The organism is Paenibacillus sp. 1_12, from assembly GCF_900114475.1.
In the GTDB taxonomy this organism is placed as follows: domain Bacteria; phylum Bacillota; class Bacilli; order Paenibacillales; family NBRC-103111; genus Paenibacillus_S.
In genome coordinates this window covers 58,668-76,141 of the sequence record NZ_FOTE01000012.1, presented here as the reverse complement: position 1 = coordinate 76,141, position 17,474 = coordinate 58,668, and the positions used below count along the sequence as shown (strand labels likewise).

General features: G+C 48.2%; 11 protein-coding genes. 7 read left to right on the top strand and 4 right to left on the bottom strand.

Features of this window, described 5'->3' with window-relative positions; all coding sequences use genetic code 11:
* The first annotated feature begins 4 nt into the window (after nt 1-4).
* Complete coding sequence (gene rluF, locus BM210_RS23360) at nt 5-706, top strand: 23S rRNA pseudouridine(2604) synthase RluF (protein WP_091174117.1); 702 nt, start codon at nt 5-7, stop codon at nt 704-706.
* A gap of 61 nt (nt 707-767) precedes the next feature.
* Here rluF and BM210_RS23355 read toward each other — a convergent pair whose 3' ends face one another.
* A complete protein-coding gene (locus tag BM210_RS23355; RefSeq protein WP_091174114.1) occupies nt 768-1,466 on the bottom strand; it encodes a response regulator transcription factor in 699 nt (232 codons plus the stop codon).
* Nucleotides 1,467-1,680: 214 nt separating this feature from the next.
* Between BM210_RS23355 and BM210_RS23350 the strand changes: the two genes are divergently transcribed.
* Nucleotides 1,681-3,681 carry a sensor histidine kinase gene (locus BM210_RS23350; RefSeq protein WP_256223958.1) on the top strand — a complete coding sequence of 667 codons (2,001 nt, stop codon included), beginning with the start codon at nt 1,681-1,683 and terminating at the stop codon, nt 3,679-3,681.
* Between the two features lie 35 nt (nt 3,682-3,716).
* On the opposite strand, the gene BM210_RS23345 is transcribed toward BM210_RS23350, so the two are convergent.
* Nucleotides 3,717-4,586 carry an AraC family transcriptional regulator gene (locus BM210_RS23345; protein WP_091174112.1) on the bottom strand — a complete coding sequence of 290 codons (870 nt, stop codon included), beginning with the start codon at nt 4,584-4,586 and terminating at the stop codon, nt 3,717-3,719.
* A 297-nt stretch (nt 4,587-4,883) separates the two neighbouring features.
* Between BM210_RS23345 and BM210_RS23340 the strand changes: the two genes are divergently transcribed.
* The 5 genes from BM210_RS23340 to BM210_RS23320 all read left to right on the top strand — a co-directional run bounded on the left by BM210_RS23340 (nt 4,884) and on the right by BM210_RS23320 (nt 12,671).
* Nucleotides 4,884-6,059: a galactokinase gene (locus BM210_RS23340; protein ID WP_091174109.1), complete on the top strand. Its 1,176-nt coding sequence runs from the start codon at nt 4,884-4,886 to the stop codon at nt 6,057-6,059.
* 184 nt (nt 6,060-6,243) lie between these two features.
* Nucleotides 6,244-7,230, top strand: a complete 987-nt coding sequence (gene galE / locus BM210_RS23335; RefSeq protein WP_091174107.1) for a UDP-glucose 4-epimerase GalE — start codon at nt 6,244-6,246, stop codon at nt 7,228-7,230.
* Nucleotides 7,231-7,263: 33 nt separating this feature from the next.
* Nucleotides 7,264-8,862, top strand: coding sequence for a UDP-glucose--hexose-1-phosphate uridylyltransferase (locus BM210_RS23330; RefSeq protein ID WP_091174105.1), 1,599 nt, complete (start codon nt 7,264-7,266; stop codon nt 8,860-8,862).
* A gap of 240 nt (nt 8,863-9,102) precedes the next feature.
* On the top strand, nt 9,103-11,313 hold the full coding sequence (locus BM210_RS23325; protein WP_091174102.1) for a methyl-accepting chemotaxis protein: 2,211 nt from the start codon (nt 9,103-9,105) through the stop codon (nt 11,311-11,313).
* Nucleotides 11,314-11,480: 167 nt separating this feature from the next.
* Nucleotides 11,481-12,671, top strand: a complete 1,191-nt coding sequence (locus BM210_RS23320; RefSeq protein ID WP_177237963.1) for an EAL domain-containing protein — start codon at nt 11,481-11,483, stop codon at nt 12,669-12,671.
* A gap of 12 nt (nt 12,672-12,683) precedes the next feature.
* Here BM210_RS23320 and BM210_RS23315 read toward each other — a convergent pair whose 3' ends face one another.
* Both BM210_RS23315 and BM210_RS23310 read right to left on the bottom strand, forming a co-directional pair.
* The gene (locus BM210_RS23315; RefSeq protein ID WP_256223955.1) at nt 12,684-15,788 is read right to left on the bottom strand and encodes a DEAD/DEAH box helicase; all 3,105 of its coding nucleotides are present in this window, start codon (nt 15,786-15,788) and stop codon (nt 12,684-12,686) included.
* The gene (locus tag BM210_RS23310) at nt 15,776-17,401 is read right to left on the bottom strand and encodes an SWIM zinc finger family protein (protein ID WP_091174095.1); all 1,626 of its coding nucleotides are present in this window, start codon (nt 17,399-17,401) and stop codon (nt 15,776-15,778) included. Before BM210_RS23310 ends, BM210_RS23315 begins: the two co-directional genes overlap by 13 nt.
* Between the last annotated feature and the right edge of the window lie 73 nt (nt 17,402-17,474).

Genomic DNA, 17,474 nt, shown 5'->3' with positions numbered 1-17,474 from the left:
ATAGATGAGAATTAATAAATTTATTAGTGAAACGGGTTTCTGTTCGCGTCGTGCCGTGGACAAATTGGTTGAGGAGCAGCGTGTCACCATTAACGGCAAGCTGGCTGAGCTGGGGAGTCAGGTTCAAGAGGGTGATCAGGTATGTGTGGACGGGCGACCGGTGCTTGCCAAAAAACCGCCAGTCTATATCGCTTTGAACAAGCCGGTAGGGATTACGTGTACGACAGAGCTGCATATTAAGGGCAATATCGTCGATTTTGTCGGGCATTCGGAACGGATTTTTCCAATTGGCCGATTGGATAAGGATTCGGAGGGCCTGATTTTGCTTACGAATGATGGAGATATCGTCAACAAAATTTTGCGCGCAGAAAATGACAACGAAAAAGAGTATATCGTAACCGTTGACAAGCCGATCAGCTCGATGTTCCTTCAGGGGATGGCTAGTGGCGTGAGGATTTTGGGGACAATGACGAATCCCTGCTCTATCGTCCAGATTGAGCCAAGGACCTTCCGGATTATACTCAAGCAGGGATTGAATAGGCAAATTCGCCGGATGTGCTCGGCATTGGGCTATGAGGTCAGAAAATTGAAACGTGTACGGATTATGAACATTTTGCTTGAAGGAATTGAGGTTGGAAAATGGCGTGACCTGACGAAGCAGGAAATGGATGAACTGCAGCAGCGAATCGCCTACGACCGAAAATAGATCTCTATCTTGTAATAGCAGATCTATTCATGGAGTAAGCCCGTTTATATAGCCGTGTGATTTACAAATTGCTATTGAATTTATAACCAACGCCGCGCACGGTTTGTACGTAAGTAGGCTCAGCCGGGTTAGGTTCGATTTTCTTGCGAAGATTGCTGATATGTACAAGCAGTGTACGGGTATCTCCGTTGCTGTCCATGCCCCAAGTTTTTTGGTAAAGCTGCTCAGTCGGGATAACTTTGTTCGGCCTTTTGGCTAGCAGTGTCAACAGATCGAATTCTTTGGATGAGATCGAGGTGAGTGTCCCGCTTGCCCACACATTGCGAGTCAACAGGTCAATTTCAAGGCCAGGAAAGCTTAACTGTTGTGAATGCTCTTTTTGCTCATCTGACAGCTGCTTACGGCGCAGATGGGCTTTGACTCGGGCTACCAGCTGGCTGGGGCTGAAGGGTTTGGTCATATAGTCGTCGCCACCGGTGCCAAGACCGAGGATGATGTCGGCATCTTCTTTTTTGCAGGAGATGAATACAATAGGGACGTTGGTTGTCTGGCGCAGCTGCCGACAAATCTCAATACCATCTATGCCAGGAAGCAAAATATCCAATATGATCAGATCGGGAGCAAACTGCTCCATATATTCAAACACGCTTGGGCCATTGTGTGTGCTTTGCACCTTGTAGCCCTCTTTGACTAGATACATTTGAATCAAGTCAACGATTTCTGGCTCGTCATCGACGAGTAAGATTTTTTCTCCTGCCATAAGATCCTCCTTGTGAGTGTCGAAGCTGCTCTCCTGTGGTTTTCAAATTTACGGAAAGTAGGTGGTATGGATTTCCAAATATTATCTTCATTATATATGGATTCTTGTCCTGTATGCCATCCTTTTATTAAGTATAAGCGGTTGTGAGGCTGATCAGCCTGTATCGTCTCCGAGACCTCTCAGTGGATGGGAAGCGGTTCAAGGGGTACAAAATTTGCGTGACTGGAATTTTGGCAGCAACGGGATCGCTGCGTTAAATGGACAATGGGAATTTTATTGGGCGCAGCTTCTAATTCCAGCACAAATTGCCGACATGCAAGACCAGGAACGTCCAAGGCACTGGATAGGGCTTCCGCAAGCTTGGAATGGTCAAGAGATCGATGGAGAGCGAATATCGGGGATGGGATATGCAACCTTCCATCTGCAGGTACAACTGGCTCCGTCATCGCGTGTGCTTGCCGTAGAGCTGCCGATGATTCGCACAGCTTATCGAATGTGGATCAATGGGCAATTCGTGGCTAATGGCGGTAGGGTAGGCCAAGACCGCGATACGTCAGTTCCGGTTAATTACCCGCAGCTTGTGCTTTTTCCGCAGGCAGGCGCTGAGAAGCTGGATATCGTGATGCAGGTTTCAAACTTTGATCATCGTTATGGCGGAATCGAGAATGAACTTTTGTTAGGTGAAGCTAAGCAGATGGTATCCCATCATGATTGGCTTATGGGCGTGGACATGCTGTTGGTCGGCAGTTTACTCCTAATGGGATTTTACAATTTGGGTCTATTCTTGATTCGTATGAAGGAAAAAAGCCCCTTATATTTGGGATTGTTTTGTTTGTTGGTTGGTGTTCGCGCGATGCTGGTGGGAGAAGGAGCGATGTTTAAGCTGTTTCCCCGTCTGAATTGGGTGACTAGCATTCGTATGGAATATGTGTGCTTTTATTTGGGTACGGCTGCCGCACTCGTATTTTGTTATTCTTTATACCGCAAGGAGACCAGCCGGACTATTGTGCAAATCACCCTCTTTAGCTGCGCGGTCTTTACTGCAGCTACGCTGCTGGCGCCTCCATGGATTTTTACCTCTATGCTTATGATCTATCAATGGTTGAACGCTGCTGTGTGTGTGAGTCTGATCATTACTTTAATGAGAGCATTTGCGGCAAAAAGAGAGGGTGCACTGCTCATTTTGTCGGGAGTTATCATCTATATGATCTTGGCAGCGATTGACGCGGCTGAGTATGATCGATGGATCGGCTTCAGGGGTCTTTCACCATGGGGGCTGTTCTGTGTTATTTTTTTGGCCTCATTTGTGATAAGTATGAAGTCGGTTCAGGCGTTTGCTTCGGTGGAAACCTTATCCCGTGAGCTTCGCGATCTGAACATGCGGCTGGAGTACCGGATTAAAGAGCGTACAACGGAACTGGAGCAGTCTAATCTTACCTTGGCCAAAACGAATGAAGATCTGGCAAGGCTCGAAACATCGCGACGCCATCTATTGAGTAACATTTCACATGATCTGGGCACGCCAATGACGCTCATTCAAGGCTATGTGGAGGCGTTGATCGATCGTGTTGTGGTTGGAACGGAGCAGCAGGACAAGTACTTGAAGCTCATTTTGAGTCGGATTATGGGCTTGAATCGCCTGATAGCCGATTTGTTCCAGCTTTCCAAGCTAGAGGCGCGACAAATTGACTTTTATATGCAGGAGCTGACTATCAAGCAGTTTATCGCTTATTTTAGTGAACGATATGTGGTAGAGGTCCATAATGCGGGTCTGCAATTTGAGTTCCTGCCCAGCACCACAGCACCGCCTGAGGACTCAGATAAAGCGATGATGATCGATATGAATCGGATGGATCAAGTATTTACGAACCTGGTGCATAACGCTATTAAGCATACGTCGGCGGGAGGCTTGATTCAGGTGCTGCTTCAGGAGGATGAGCGTACCCTCATGATCAAGGTTCAGGATACGGGAAGTGGAATAGAACCGGACGATTTGCCATATGTGTTTGATCGATTTTACAAAAAAGACAAGTCACGCAATTCCGCAGCAGGTGGCAGCGGATTAGGGCTTGCGATTGCTAAGGAAATCGTCGAATTTCACGGGGGAAGCATATGGGCGGAGAGCTTGTCTGGACAAGGAGCGCTCATTTGTCTGGAACTGCCTCTGAAAGAGGCTGCGCCTAAGGACACCCAATCCCTCGGGAATCCATCATAAGCTGGATTGGAATTTGATCTTAGCTTCTCATCAGGCTATAGACGTTTCATAGCATCTCTGTAATCAGTTGGAGACATGCCGTACAGCCGCTTGAATTGCTTGGAGAAATAGAGCGGGTCATGGAAGCCGACAGAGGATGCAATCTGCTCGACGGTGAGTTCCTTGCGCTCGCGCAGCAGCAGACGCGCTTTGTCAATTCGCAACCTCAGCAAAAAAGTGACCGGTGTAAGTCCTGTATGCTTCTTGAACAATGTAGACAAATAGGCTCGGTTGTAGCCGAGTGTCTCGGCCATCAGCTCGATGGTAATCGGTTCCGCATATTGGCTGGATAAGTAGTGAAGCGCCTGCTGCGCAATCTGCTCACCGTTGTCGGTTAAGTGAAGGTCGTTTGGCTGCTTGGGCTGCAAAGCCTGTGCATATTCAGCCAGCAGCAGATGAAGATATCCAACGGCTTTAAGTCCGGCATGTGCCACCCGCGCTTGAAAAGCAGTTTGTACTTGATGATAGATGACGGCAATATGGCGTTTATTTCCTGTATGGACAACGGGCTGCTGTGAGGACAGTCCAATGCTCTCAAGTAAATGAGCGGCCTGTCTGCCTTCAAAGGCCAGCCAGCGGTAATACCAAGGATCTGCTTCATCAGCGACGTAGCTGATCAGCTTCCCAGGCTCAATCAGAAAGCTGTCGCCCTGTCCCAGCTGGTACGTATGGCCCTGACATGTATAAGTACCACGACCTGATTGGATATAATGCAGCAGGTAATAGTCAACGACCTTAGGTCCGGGCTTATGCCCGGACCTGGTTTGACTGCTGCCAGTGAACAGCACAGCCAAATCCGCCTGTTCGGAAGGCTGAGGATTGGAGACAACATAATAGCTCTCTGTTCGTTTGATTTCGCTGGTCATGCGCGTACCTCTCCCTTCCTGGACTTGGACGCTTACAAGTAGTCAATAGGGCTCGCAGCTTCGATCCTCATTCACAGCAATTCTAGATTTGCACCGGTCTCCTGCAGGAAGATGTCTGCTATGTTTTCATTTTACAATATAATATCCTCCAAAGCATTATCAAACACAAAAATCTAACATTTTTCCATGCCCTACTAACATCCCTCCATAGTGAAAAAGAAAGTACAGACGTATACTAAAAAGGTAGCAGGCAGCAGTGAACCAACCATTACCCATTATGAAACAGGCGGTGTAAAGATGGCAGACTTACAAGCTTTGAAACGTATATTTATTGAAAAATTCGGTGAAGACGATCAAGAGGCTATCCGAATTTTTCATGCTCCAGGCCGGGTCAATCTCATTGGCGAGCATACGGATTATAACGGCGGTTACGTTTTCCCCGCTGCGCTTACCTTCGGAACGATGATGTTGGCGCGTAAAAGGCAGGATGGACAGATCGGTTTTGCTTCAACCAATTTCCCTCTGCACAAACATATTTCCATTCAAGGTATTGCATTCGACAAGGCGGACGACTGGATCAACTATCCGAAGGGGATCATCGACCAATTGCAGCAGCAGGGCGTACAGATTGGCGGCTACGATATCTTATATAGCGGTGCAATTCCCAATGGCTCAGGACTTTCCTCATCGGCCTCGATTGAGGTAGTTACGGCTTATGCGCTGTTAACATTAGAGGATCAACCCACAGATAAAGTAAAGATCGCGCTTTTGTCCCAGAGATCGGAAAATCAATTTATGGGCGTAAACTGTGGCATTATGGATCAATTTGCCGTGGCCATGGGTAAACAGGATCATGCCATTCTGTTGATGTGCGATACGCTGGAGTATAAGCATGTGCCGTTTGACAGTGGAGCATATAAGCTGGTTATCGGCAATACGAACAAAAAACGAGGACTTGTCGATTCTGCGTATAACGAAAGACGCTCTCAATGCGAGCAGGCGGTTGCAGATCTGCAAGGTCAGTTTCCGGAGCTGACGCTGTTGGGTCAACTGACGCTAGAGCAGTTCAATGAATACCAGCACTTGATTACCGACGAAACCGTACGCAGACGTGCGCAGCATGTTGTTGAAGAAATTCATCGTGTTTTGGAATCTATGAAAGTGCTGGAAAAGGGTGATCTGGCAGCCTTTGGCCAACTGATGATCGGTTCCCACAATTCGCTTCGCGATCTGTATGAAGTCACCGGTCTGGAGCTGGATACGATGGTTGAGGAAGCATTGGAGGTGCCGGGTGTACTCGGTTCAAGAATGACTGGAGCAGGCTTTGGCGGATGTACAGTCTCACTTGTGCATGAGGATAGTGTAGACACCTTCATTGACCAAGTGGGTGCTAACTACAAGGAAAAAACAGGTCTGACCGCCGAATTCTATGTATGTACGATTGGCGACGGTGTGAAGGAAATAACAGAGTAAAGACTATATATGATGAACAAAAGAAACATAAAGTCCAAGCGGAGATAGCGGACTCTTCTGGAGTAGCGAAGCGATCATAGGAATACTTCGTGTGCGTAGTGTCACATATGCATCCGCCCTCATTCATCACACATTTGGTGTTAGCAAACAAATATTTTCACATAAATATAAAGGAGGAACTACAATGGCGATATTAGTAACAGGCGGAGCTGGCTACATCGGTTCCCATGCTGTAGCTGAGCTGCTGGCGAGGGGCGAAGAGGTAGTCGTGGTAGACAATTTGCAGCAGGGACACCGTGAAGCGGTGCTGGGCGGCAAGCTGTGTGAAGGAGACATCCGTGATGCGGCGTTTATGGATACCGTATTCAAGGAAAATCAGATCGAGGCCGTTATTCATTTCGCCGCACATTCTTTAGTGGGTGAAAGCATGCAGAACCCGGCTAAATATTACCAAAATAATGTGTTCGGCACTTTATGTCTGCTGGAGAAGATGAACGAATACGGCGTCAAAAAAATCGTGTTCTCCTCAACAGCAGCGACCTACGGAGAGCCGGAAAATGTACCTATTCTCGAAAGCGACCGTACACTGCCGACTAATGCATATGGCGAGACCAAGCTGGCTATGGAAAAAATGATGCGTTGGTTCGATACCGCCCATCAGATTAAATATGTGTCACTGCGCTATTTCAACGCGGCAGGTGCTCATGCGAGCGGCCGTATCGGTGAAGACCATGCGCCGGAGACGCATCTGATTCCTATTATTTTGCAGGTAGCTTTGGGGCAGCGTCCGCATATTTCGATTTTTGGTGAGGATTACACTACCTCCGATGGTACATGTGTCCGTGATTACATTCACGTAACTGATTTGGCTGACGCCCATATTTTGGCGGTAGAAAAGCTGCGCAAGGGCGGCGACAGCAGTGTATACAATTTAGGTAATGGCAAAGGCTTCTCGGTTAAGGAAGTGATCGATATTGCGCGTCAAGTGACCGGTCACCCGATTCCGGCTGTGGTAGAAGCGCGTCGTGCCGGTGATCCGGCTACTCTGGTAGCCTCATCAGAGCGTGCGCGGGCTGAGCTTGGATGGACGCCGAAGCACGATCAACTGGAGCAGATTATTGCAACAGCATGGACTTGGCATCAAAGCCATCCAGGCGGCTACGCGAAATAATGTCGTCCTGAAAGGGATAGGAGGAAATAAGCGGTGGGAGAACAGATACAACAAAAGAAAGCCACTGAACAAGACCGTCAAGCGGCAGCATATGCGGTGGAACAGCTGCTTCTCTTCGGCGTCCGGCAGCAGTTGCTGGAGCCGCTCGACTGTTATGCGGCAAGGAATTCACTATTAGAGCTGCTTCGTCTTGATGAGCCATACAGCGATGAGGTAGAGCCGCCAACGAGCGCCAATGTCGTGGAGCTGCTGGAGCCGCTGCTGGATTATGCGGCTGCTTCAGGAATTTTACAGGATAACAACACGACGCTGCGGGATCTGCTGGATGCTCGTATTATGGGTTTTCTAATGCCGCGCCAGTCGCAAGTGGCAGGTGCCTTCTGGAAAACGGCCAAGTTGGACAGCGTGCAGCAGGCGACGGACGTTTTTTATAAACAGTGTATCGATTCCAACTATATTCGAGTGGACCGCATAGCCCGCAATCAATATTGGTTGTCGCCTACTGAATATGGGGATCTGGAAATTACGATTAACTTATCGAAGCCGGAGAAGGACCCGAAGGAAATCGCGATGCTCAAAAATGTACCGCAAAGTGATTATCCGATGTGTCTGCTTTGTATTGATAATGTCGGCTATCCGGGAAGGCTGAATCATCCAGCCCGTCAAAATTTGCGCGTCATTCCACTCAAGCTCGATGGTGACCCTTGGTACCTGCAGTACTCGCCTTATGTATATTACAATGAGCACAGCATTATATTTGATCAAGAGCACCGGCCAATGAAAATGTCGAAGGCAACCTTCTACCGACTTTTCGATTTTATTGAGCAATTTCCGCATTATTTTATTGGTTCCAATGCCGATTTGCCCATTGTTGGAGGTTCGATTCTGAACCATGATCATTTTCAGGGGGGAAGACATCGATTCGCGATGGAAAAAGCGCCAGTCGAGCACAGCTTCACACATCCCGAATACCCGAATGTACGACTGGGCATCGTAAAATGGCCGATGTCGGTAATCCGCATATCCGGTCATAACAAGCTGCTGCTGCTGAAGCTGGCGGATACCATTCTGAACGGATGGAAGGCATACAGCGATCCGGATCATGACATTATCGCTTTTACAGCAGATGAACTATCGGATAACCCGACTCCACATAATACGGTGACGCCAATCGCACGGAATAATGAGCGCAACGAATATGAGCTTGACCTGGTGCTGCGCAATAACCGAACCAGTGAGGAGCATCCGGATGGAATTTTCCATCCTCACAGGGAGCTTCATCATGTCAAAAAAGAAAATATCGGGTTAATCGAGGTGATGGGGCTCGCTGTACTGCCGGGTCGTTTGCAGGATGAACTGGCATTGTTGGAACAGCTGCTGACAGGAGAGCTCGCCTTCGATGAACAGATTACTGGAAATCCAGAGCATTTGTTGCATAAACATTGTGCCTGGATTCGTGAATTGCTGGACGTTCATGGAGCCGTCCTCCAAATAAATGCGGCTAGGCAGGTGCTGCAAACTGCAGTCGGTGACAAATTTGCCTCAGTGCTGCGGGATGCAGGGGTTTATAAGCGTGATGAAGCAGGACTGCAGGGTTTCAAAGTCTTCCTTTCAACGTTAGGTTTTCAATGATGTCAGAAGTGCCCTTTCCTATGGAGAGGGTACTTTTTTTGTGTAATAAGTCGTATATTATACATTATTAGCATAATAGATCTCGTTCAGATTCTGATTGAGGAAGAATACCTAACAATACGCATGAGTTAATTATAAATATGGTCGAAAATAGGAAATAGGACTCACATCAATCCATTGATTGTGTTATAATATCTAACATATAAAGGGTGTAGATATCAAAGGGTGGGGGTGAGGCTTATGTTTGATTGGTTAGGGTTTAAGAACGGATTGCCGCTTTGGTGGTCATACCGGTTGAATCGCGAATTGAAAGCGGATGTGGAGGATATATTTGAAGGCATAGCTCACACTCGTAAAGAGCTGTTGACAAGCTGGACGGTTGAATATTGGTCTCATCTGGAACGGTTGTTGGAGCAAATGGAATTGATAGCTGAGAATCGAGCCAAATCTGTGGAGCAATGGAACTTATCTATGAATAAGCTGTTTGCGGCTGCTCGCAGCAGAGCGATGGATTTATCTGAAATTTTTCTGCTCGATGAGCAATCAACAGTTATTTTGTCGTCATATTCCTCACATATAGGTGTCCGATATGGTGCAGGAAGTGTGATTTCGGCAGGCCTCGAATATACGAATAAAGGAAATAAATGTTTATATGGACCGTTTGCCGACCCATTGACCTTGGAGATTGGCCCCAGCACCTCAGCTTTTCATGATAAAATGACGCTTTTGTATATCATTCCTATTATCAAAGATGGTATTTGGAAGGGTGCGCTCTGTGGGAGGGTCCCCAACGATGTAATCGGCGATCTTATACAGCGGGAATCGGGACATGTGTATCCTGATTCGGGCGATAATTACATATTCATGGCTCGTCCTGATTTGAACAAACGGGTTGCTCCGGGTACAGCGCTGTCTCGCAGCCGTTTTGAAGACCGTACGTTTACACATGGAGAGAACTTGAAGGACGGTGTGACGACTGATTGGGGTACCGTTTCGGTTAAGGAACATACGGAGCTGGAACTAATATTTACGGACCCGGCTACTGGCAAGCTGCATCCTGGAGTAGCCAACACGATCGCCAATGGAAGCCATGTATTCGTAGCTTTCCCTGGTTATTCCGATTATCGGCATATCGCTGTCATAGGAAAAGGGGTGACCTTTCAGCTCCCGCATTGTCCGGATGTGTGGGGGATGATGTGCGAAGGTGATTTGGAGGAAGTATACCGAATTCGCAGTGTTCGTTGGAAAATGATACGTCTGCAGGTGCCGCTGCTCCTTGCATATGCAGCTATATCGACAGTATTGATATCCCTGTTATTCGGGCAGATGTCGCCGCTGGCCGCAGCGGGTATTATGGGTATTTTTAATTTGTTGTACAGCTTTGTAGTCATGGCAACGCTGCATACAAAAGCGGCGAGTCCAGTCGTTGATAATTTGCAAAAAATTAGCCAATTTATTCGAATCAACGCAGAGGGTAAGGGGGATCTCACACAGCGGATCGACCATAGACAATTCGCCCACGATGAGACCAAGGAGCTGGCGATGTGGATTAATAACATGATCGACTCACTGGAGGGAATCATGCTGCAGGTGAAGCACGCGGCCACGGAGGTGCTGTCGAGCCAGCAGGTGCTGCATCAATCGACTGTAAGTACGGAAGGCTCTACCGAACGAATGAGCGGGATTATTCATGACATGATTCGCAGCATTCGACGCCAGCTGAAGGATATCGATATTGCCAAGGACGTTGTGGGGGATATGCGGGGAACGCTCCAGGCACTGGAGCTGAAGGCGTCAGCGCAAATTACCGTTGCCCATACAGAAGTAGAACGAATTGGCGAAAAAATGGGCCAAATTTCAAATAAAGTAGCAGAAACGAACCGAACGATTGTTACCTTCATGGAAACGACACAGCAAATTCGCAGCGTTCTTCAGGTGATAGAGGAAATATCCAGCCAAACCAATCTGCTGTCGCTAAATGCTTCTATTGAAGCAGCAAGAGTGGGAGAGCATGGCAAGGGTTTTGCGGTTGTAGCTGGGGAAATTCGCAAGCTGGCAGATCGAACGCGCCAATCTACAGAAGAGATTAATGAAACGGTTCAGCTCATTTACAAAAATGCGAAGGAAGCTTTTGCCTCCATGGAAGAAGGCACGCTGGTTGTGGAAGAAGGTGCGCAGCTTGTCGCGGCAGCTTCGCAAATATTGAGTGGGGCAAATGCAGAGGATGAGCAAAAAACACAGGTGGTTGAGGAAGTTGTAGGTCTGATGGAAAAGATTGCCCTTGTGAGTATGGAAAATCGCAAAATTTCGACCGAAGTTGAAGGTAAGGTGCAGGAGCTGTTGACGGATATTGTCAATGTTCGGCATACATCGAACTACGTGGAGGTTATTACTGATTTCCTGCAGCAGCTGGTTAATCAATTTCGTCTTACAGAAACTCGGCGCAAATAGCGAACAAATGGATTTGTATACAAGATACACGGATACGCCGCTTATTCCTATGTGAGCGGCTATCATTTTGTAGGCGAACTAAAGAAATCAGCAATAAAGAATTGCTGATTTGTCAATCTGCCTACAATTAACTAACTAACACATCAGGCAGTAGGAGGTGAATGGTGTTGCTGCAAATTAATTCTCAAATACTAAAAGAAAATGAGCTTAGGCCATTTTTTCAGCCCATTCTTTCCCTGCAAACCAAAAAAATCATCGGCTATGAAGCACTCGGACGTACAGTTCAAGCGGGAACCGTACACAGCTTGGGCGCTTTTTTCCAAGACCCTGCTATCAATGAAGAAGCCCATTTACGGATAGATCGGCTGCTTCGGGAAAAAGCGATATCTACATTAGCCCAATCGGAAGGGGAATCTTTGTTATTTATTAATTTAAAGCCATCCTGGATTTATCAAATATATAAGCAATCAGGCATTCTTCCTACCCTACAGCTAGTCGAGAAGTACGGCTTGGATCCATCACGTCTGGTGATCGAGGTGACAGAGGAAGAATTTCACGGAAAGCTCGATGAGTTGTCGGAAATTATCGATGTGTATCGTCAGCGTGGCTGTCGGATTGCGATTGATGATATTGGAAGTGGCTACAGCAACTATGACAGGATTGCCTCCTTTAAACCGAATATTTTGAAGATCGATTTAAAGCTGTTGAAAAAAAGCGGTCTGCATGACGGATACAAAGCGTTATTAAATTCATTTTCCATTTTGTCGTCACAAATGGGTTCTTCACTGCTCATTGAAGGCGTGGAAACGAAGCAGGATCTATATCATTCTTTAAAGGCTGGCGCCAGATACGTACAAGGCTTTTTGTTTTCTGAAGCACGTGCTTATTTTCAGTCCACTGACGCTTACGAGATGCTGTTAAAGGAAGAAATACGGATCTATACCGAGCACGAAATCACACGATATCGTGAGCTGTTTGCCGTACAGGAAAGTCTGAATGATCTGGTGAATTCTGATGTGAGGATTTCGTCAGCAAATGATGCGGATGCGATGATCGGCAGCCTGCTTACGAATGTAAATGAGAATGTGGTGCGAATCTATATTTGCCGTGAAGACGGATCGCAGGTGTCGTCCAATTATACTAGACATGCGGATGATGGGTGGCAGCGGGACGCGCAATTCCAGGGTTCGAACTGGATTTGGCGCCCGTACTTTATTCCCAATATGATGCGGATGAACAGCCAGCGTCAAGGCATGCTGTCTCAGGTGTATACTGATCTCGATACAGCAAGACTGATGCAAACCTTTTCTTGTCCTGTCGGGGATGCTCATTATATGTTTTTGGATCTCAACGTGTAAAGGCAGAAGTACTTAACCTTCGATCCATTCGCTGCGCAGAGAGAATAGCTCCTTCAGATCGGTAGTCGACATTTCCGTAATCCATTGCTCGCCGCTGCCTACGATCTGTTGGCTAAGCTCCTGTTTTTTCTCAATCATTTCATCTATACGTTCTTCCAGAGTTCCGAGCGTGACGAATTTATGCACCTGTACATGGCGGGTTTGGCCAATACGGAAAGCCCGATCTGTCGCTTGGTTCTCTACCGCAGGATTCCACCAACGATCAAAATGAAATACGTGATTCGCGGCGGTCAAATTCAGACCGGTACCTCCTGCTTTGAGGGATAGGAGGAAAATACTCGGCTGACCACTGGTTGGAAGTACATCGCCTTGAAATTCGGCAATCATCCGGTCTCTACCCGCTTTGGGCGTGCCGCCATGAAGGAAAATCGCAGGCTCCCCAAGCTCCTGCTCCAGAATACGCTGCAGCAGGTGTCCCGTTTCGACGAACTGTGTGAAGATGAGACATTTATCTCCCTCTTGACGCAGCTCCTGCACCATTTCCAACAGACGCTCGACCTTATTGGAACGCTGCTGCCAGGGCGAGCTTGCTGCTTCCTTAAGCATGAGTGAGGGATGGTTGCAGATTTGCTTCAGCTTCGTTAAAGCCGCCAAAATTAATCCTCTTCGTTCCATCGCTGTTAAGCGGTCCAGCCTCTCAAACATATCCTTAATATAATTCTCGTATAGTAAGCCTTGCTCGGCCGTAAGTGCCACGAAGGTTTTGTATTCGTTCTTATCCGGCAAATCGAGTTGAATAGCTGGATCTTTCTTGACTCTGCGCAATAGGAAAGGGCGAATCAGCCGCTGTACCTTGGCCACCAGCTCGGGTTCATTCGTTTTTTCGATCGTATTGACATAGCGCTGAGTGAAGTCGCGAAGTGAACCGAGATAACCAGGATTCAGGAAATCAAATATCGACCAAAGCTCGGTTAAGCGATTCTCTATTGGAGTCCCGGTCATGGCAATCCGATGACGGCCTTTTAAAGAACGGATGGAAGTCGCTTGCTTGGTATAAGCATTTTTAATATTTTGCGCTTCGTCCAGGCAGATCGAATTCCACTCGAACTGTGTCAGCTCAGACTCATCCAAATGAGATAAGGTGTAAGTGGTCAGCACGAGATGATGGCCTTCACAGGCTTCTTTAAATGCCAATCCCTTAGCCCGATTCGGACCGTAATGAAGATGAATTTTCAGCTTGGGAGCGAAACGCTGCAGCTCCTTTTGCCAATTGCCCAGCACAGATGTTGGACAGATGAGCAAAGAGGGCATACGCTGGATGGTTGTACCGTCCGGGTTTACCATTGTAGATGATCCGGAGCTTGGCTCGAGTTCTTCGATGTTAAGTAAATAGGTTATCATCTGAATCGTCTTTCCAAGTCCCATATCATCGGCCAGACAGCCGCCCAACCCGATTTGACGCAGGAAAAGCAGCCAGGACATGCCTTCGAGCTGGTAAGGACGAAGGGTCCCTTGAAAGGAGGCGGAGGGCTCAATCAGCGGAGGTCGCTTCGTATGGTTAAGCAGTTCAGCCATTTCCTCCAACTGCTCGTTCAGTTCCACTTCCATTTGCAGGGATCGCTGCAGCCCCATATCTTCTTCTCCTGCTGATGAACCAAGCAAATGCAGCTCCAACACATCACGCAAGGTAAGGCCTTGCTTCTTCTGGACCTGCTTCATCACCTGCTCGAGCTGAGCGAGATGCGCAGGGTCCAACTGGACCCATTGGCCGCGAATTTGCACTAGCTTGCGTTTCTCTGCCAGCAGCTCGCGGAATTCCTCTTCGGTCAGTTCAATATCGCCCAGTGCAATTTTCCAATCGAACTGCATCAACTGCTGCAGCCCGAACATCGCTTGCGGTGCCGTGCCGACGGAAGATTTAATTTTGGCTTTAAGGCGCGGCCGAAAGCGGCGAATACGTTCCCACCAAGCAGGCAGAAATACAGAATAACCGGCCTCCATCAGCCGTAGACTACCCTTAGTCATAAGCTCCCATGCTTCATCGGATGAAAGCTCTGTGCGTATGGCGCTGGCGGATTCATCTTGCTGCTGAAGAACGGGTACGATACGCTGCCACTTGGCGAGGTCTCTTGCGGCTCTTGCCAAATGAGGCTGCCACGTTTCGGGTAGAAGTTCAAGCGCCGCTGGGAGCGCGGGTTGAACCGAGTCAACGATGCGATCGGCTGCGGTATTGTCAGATGTGGAACTGTTGGGAGTATCAGTTTCTAAGCTTGTTTTTAAGCCTGTTGCTGCGCTTGTCGCCAAGCTGTCGGTACTGAGCCTGCTTCCAGCAGTTTTCTCGGTGTTATCCCGATTGCTTGAATGGCTGTCATCCATATGGGCTAAAGCTGTGGCATCCACTTCATGAAGCAAATCTTTGTTGGAGCGGTCCTGTAGAATCACATGAACAGGCCAACTGCTCTGACCAGAAATCGGTTCGCTTAACTGCAAACAAGTACGAAAAGGTGTGCCGTCCGTCTGCCAGCCAATTGAAAAGAGCCAGTCTTCCTCATCCATCCACAGGTCGGAGGGCAGCTTGCCGCGCAGCATCAATGGATAATTTTGCTCCAGCTGCTGTATGCTTTGGCCCAATGCGCCGTCCTCCATCCCCCATTCGGGGATAAGCTGATCTATCCACGCTGAAGCCAGCGGTGTTAAAGCGGCAGCGGCAATCGGGTCGGGAAGGGCCAGCTTCCAGCTTAGCTCCCCTGCCTTCCATTTGGTGAAATCGGGCATGCAGCGGCCCTGAACCAGCGCCTCCTTCACATGGGGCGCCAGTTGCATCAGCTCACGCAGATCTCGGCTCCAATCCAGCTTCGTATGGGAGACGGCGCTCGGGCTGCATAAATAGTCGAGGGCTGTTAGCGCAGGCAGCTGCAATCCTTCCATATTCATAAACTCAATGACCTCGATAAACGTTCCGTAAAAGGATGGCTGATGCCATGCAAAAAGCAGATGCTTCAAATCGTAAGCGTCACAAATACCGCCATTGGGACGCGCGCCATACAAGAAAAAACCGGCGGGCGTCATGGGGCGGATATGAATGGTGATGGCAGAAGGTTCAATCATGGAATCCACTTCCCTTTCCGAAGCTCTTCTTGCAGTGCGCGCAGACGGGAATATCGCGTAGAGAGCAAATATATATACTCATCCCAGATCTTGGGCTTTCCAAGCTTTGTGTAGTACAATTGAAGCTTTTTCAAAAATTTCATCGCAAGCTTGTAAGCATTCCGGTTTTTCTCAGCAATGCAGCGTTCTACCGCCTGATGGTACAAGGGAAGCAGCAGACTGGGGTCCTTGGCTTCCACCAGCTTCAAGTCGGCTGAATAGAGGTCGATAGGGGAGACTCGATTGGAAATTTGCAAATCGACCCACGATCTGAAGCGCTCTGATTTCATTAAATAGGAAGTGTAAAAATAATAGGTCCGCGGCAGCAGCGCAACCATAACCTCAACCCATTCATTGTCATCGGGCTGGTGACTGACGGCTTCCATCCAATACGTGCAAAATATACGCAATTCCTCCTGTTGTGCCCGCTGTATCGTAGGCAGCAGCCAGCGGAGCCAAGAAAGCATACGCTCCCATTGCATCTCCTCATAAAACCGGTGTAAATACAGAAAGAAATCACGTGCTTCCTTCTTGGCCAGCGGTGTCAGCAGATCTCTAGCTTCTTCATCGCGCTGCTCCATGACCTGGAAATGTGCCAAGGCCATCAGAATGGCATCGCGCTGGCTGGGTGAAGTCTTTTCAGTCGGGCTGGCTGCCGCTGCTTTGGCAGCTAGCTGCTCGAGTCTTTTGCGTTCCTTGGCCAGTCGTTTTGGCTGGCCCTCAAGCTTCCACCAGAGGCTGCGGTATACGACCAGCCAATGCATCGGCGAAGCACTGCCGTTTAGCGCAAGCTCTCCCAGCAGAGTGAGAGTTTCGTCCAGTGCCTCCGGATAAACATTCGCCAGCTGCTTGAAGTCCATTCGGGGCAGCAGCAAGTCTAATTGCTCCTGACAAAGCTTGGCGATAACCTTGCTTCCGGATTCGATATACGAGGTAAGATAAGACGATTTGGAATCGGCTATAAATTGTTCAGCCTTACGCATTACAAATAATAGTACATGGAGCTCGAATAATTGTCTTATCGAAGTCTCCCATTTGCCTGCAATAGGTCGCAGCGAGTCCTGGGCAGCGTGATAAAACAATTCGATTGAATTTTGCTGTGATAACGAGTATCCGTAAAATTGCTGGTCAAAGAAACGCTGCCACTGAACAGGCAGTTGGTCTGCTTGCGGGGTCTCGAGCCGCTCCGCTTTTTTCTCAGCCTTCGTAGTACCTGTGGCTGCCCGAGTCTGCTGTTGGCGGCTCTTAACCAGAATCGCCTGTTTTAACTGCTGAAGCAGGATCTCAGGTCTGGCATATGGCGCATAAAGGGCAAAAATAACCGCTGCCTTATGCTGGCAGTACTTGCCTTTGGGACAGGTGCAGGAGCTTTTGGCAAATTGCTCAAGATCCAGAATGACTTCATATAACTCGGCACCATGGGCTTGAGCGTGAATCTCCATACCGTGACGCAGCTCAATGTCTTTCACCCGTCCTTTGTGTACGTACTGCCAACCGCGCTCCAGAGCCGACAGCTCGAAGTCCTGCTGCATCCGTTCTATTAAATAATTCAGTCGGTTTTTTGGAATTTGCAGCTTCAACATGAGGGACGTTCCGCCTCCGAACTTTTTGTCTATCCTTACAGTGTAACAGATTTTGAAACGAAATGCTTAATTT

Bases quoted from the DNA above. Each gene is read 5' to 3' on its own strand.
- BM210_RS23340 (WP_091174109.1), top strand. From the start codon at position 4,884: ATGGCAGACTTACAAGCTTTGAAACGTATATTTATTGAAAAATTCGGT.
- BM210_RS23310 (WP_091174095.1), bottom strand. From the start codon at position 17,401: ATGTTGAAGCTGCAAATTCCAAAAAACCGACTGAATTATTTAATAGAA.
- BM210_RS23325 (WP_091174102.1), top strand. From the start codon at position 9,103: ATGTTTGATTGGTTAGGGTTTAAGAACGGATTGCCGCTTTGGTGGTCA.
- BM210_RS23355 (WP_091174114.1), bottom strand. From the start codon at position 1,466: ATGGCAGGAGAAAAAATCTTACTCGTCGATGACGAGCCAGAAATCGTT.
- rluF (WP_091174117.1), top strand. From the start codon at position 5: ATGAGAATTAATAAATTTATTAGTGAAACGGGTTTCTGTTCGCGTCGT.
- BM210_RS23345 (WP_091174112.1), bottom strand. From the start codon at position 4,586: ATGACCAGCGAAATCAAACGAACAGAGAGCTATTATGTTGTCTCCAAT.
- galE (WP_091174107.1), top strand. From the start codon at position 6,244: ATGGCGATATTAGTAACAGGCGGAGCTGGCTACATCGGTTCCCATGCT.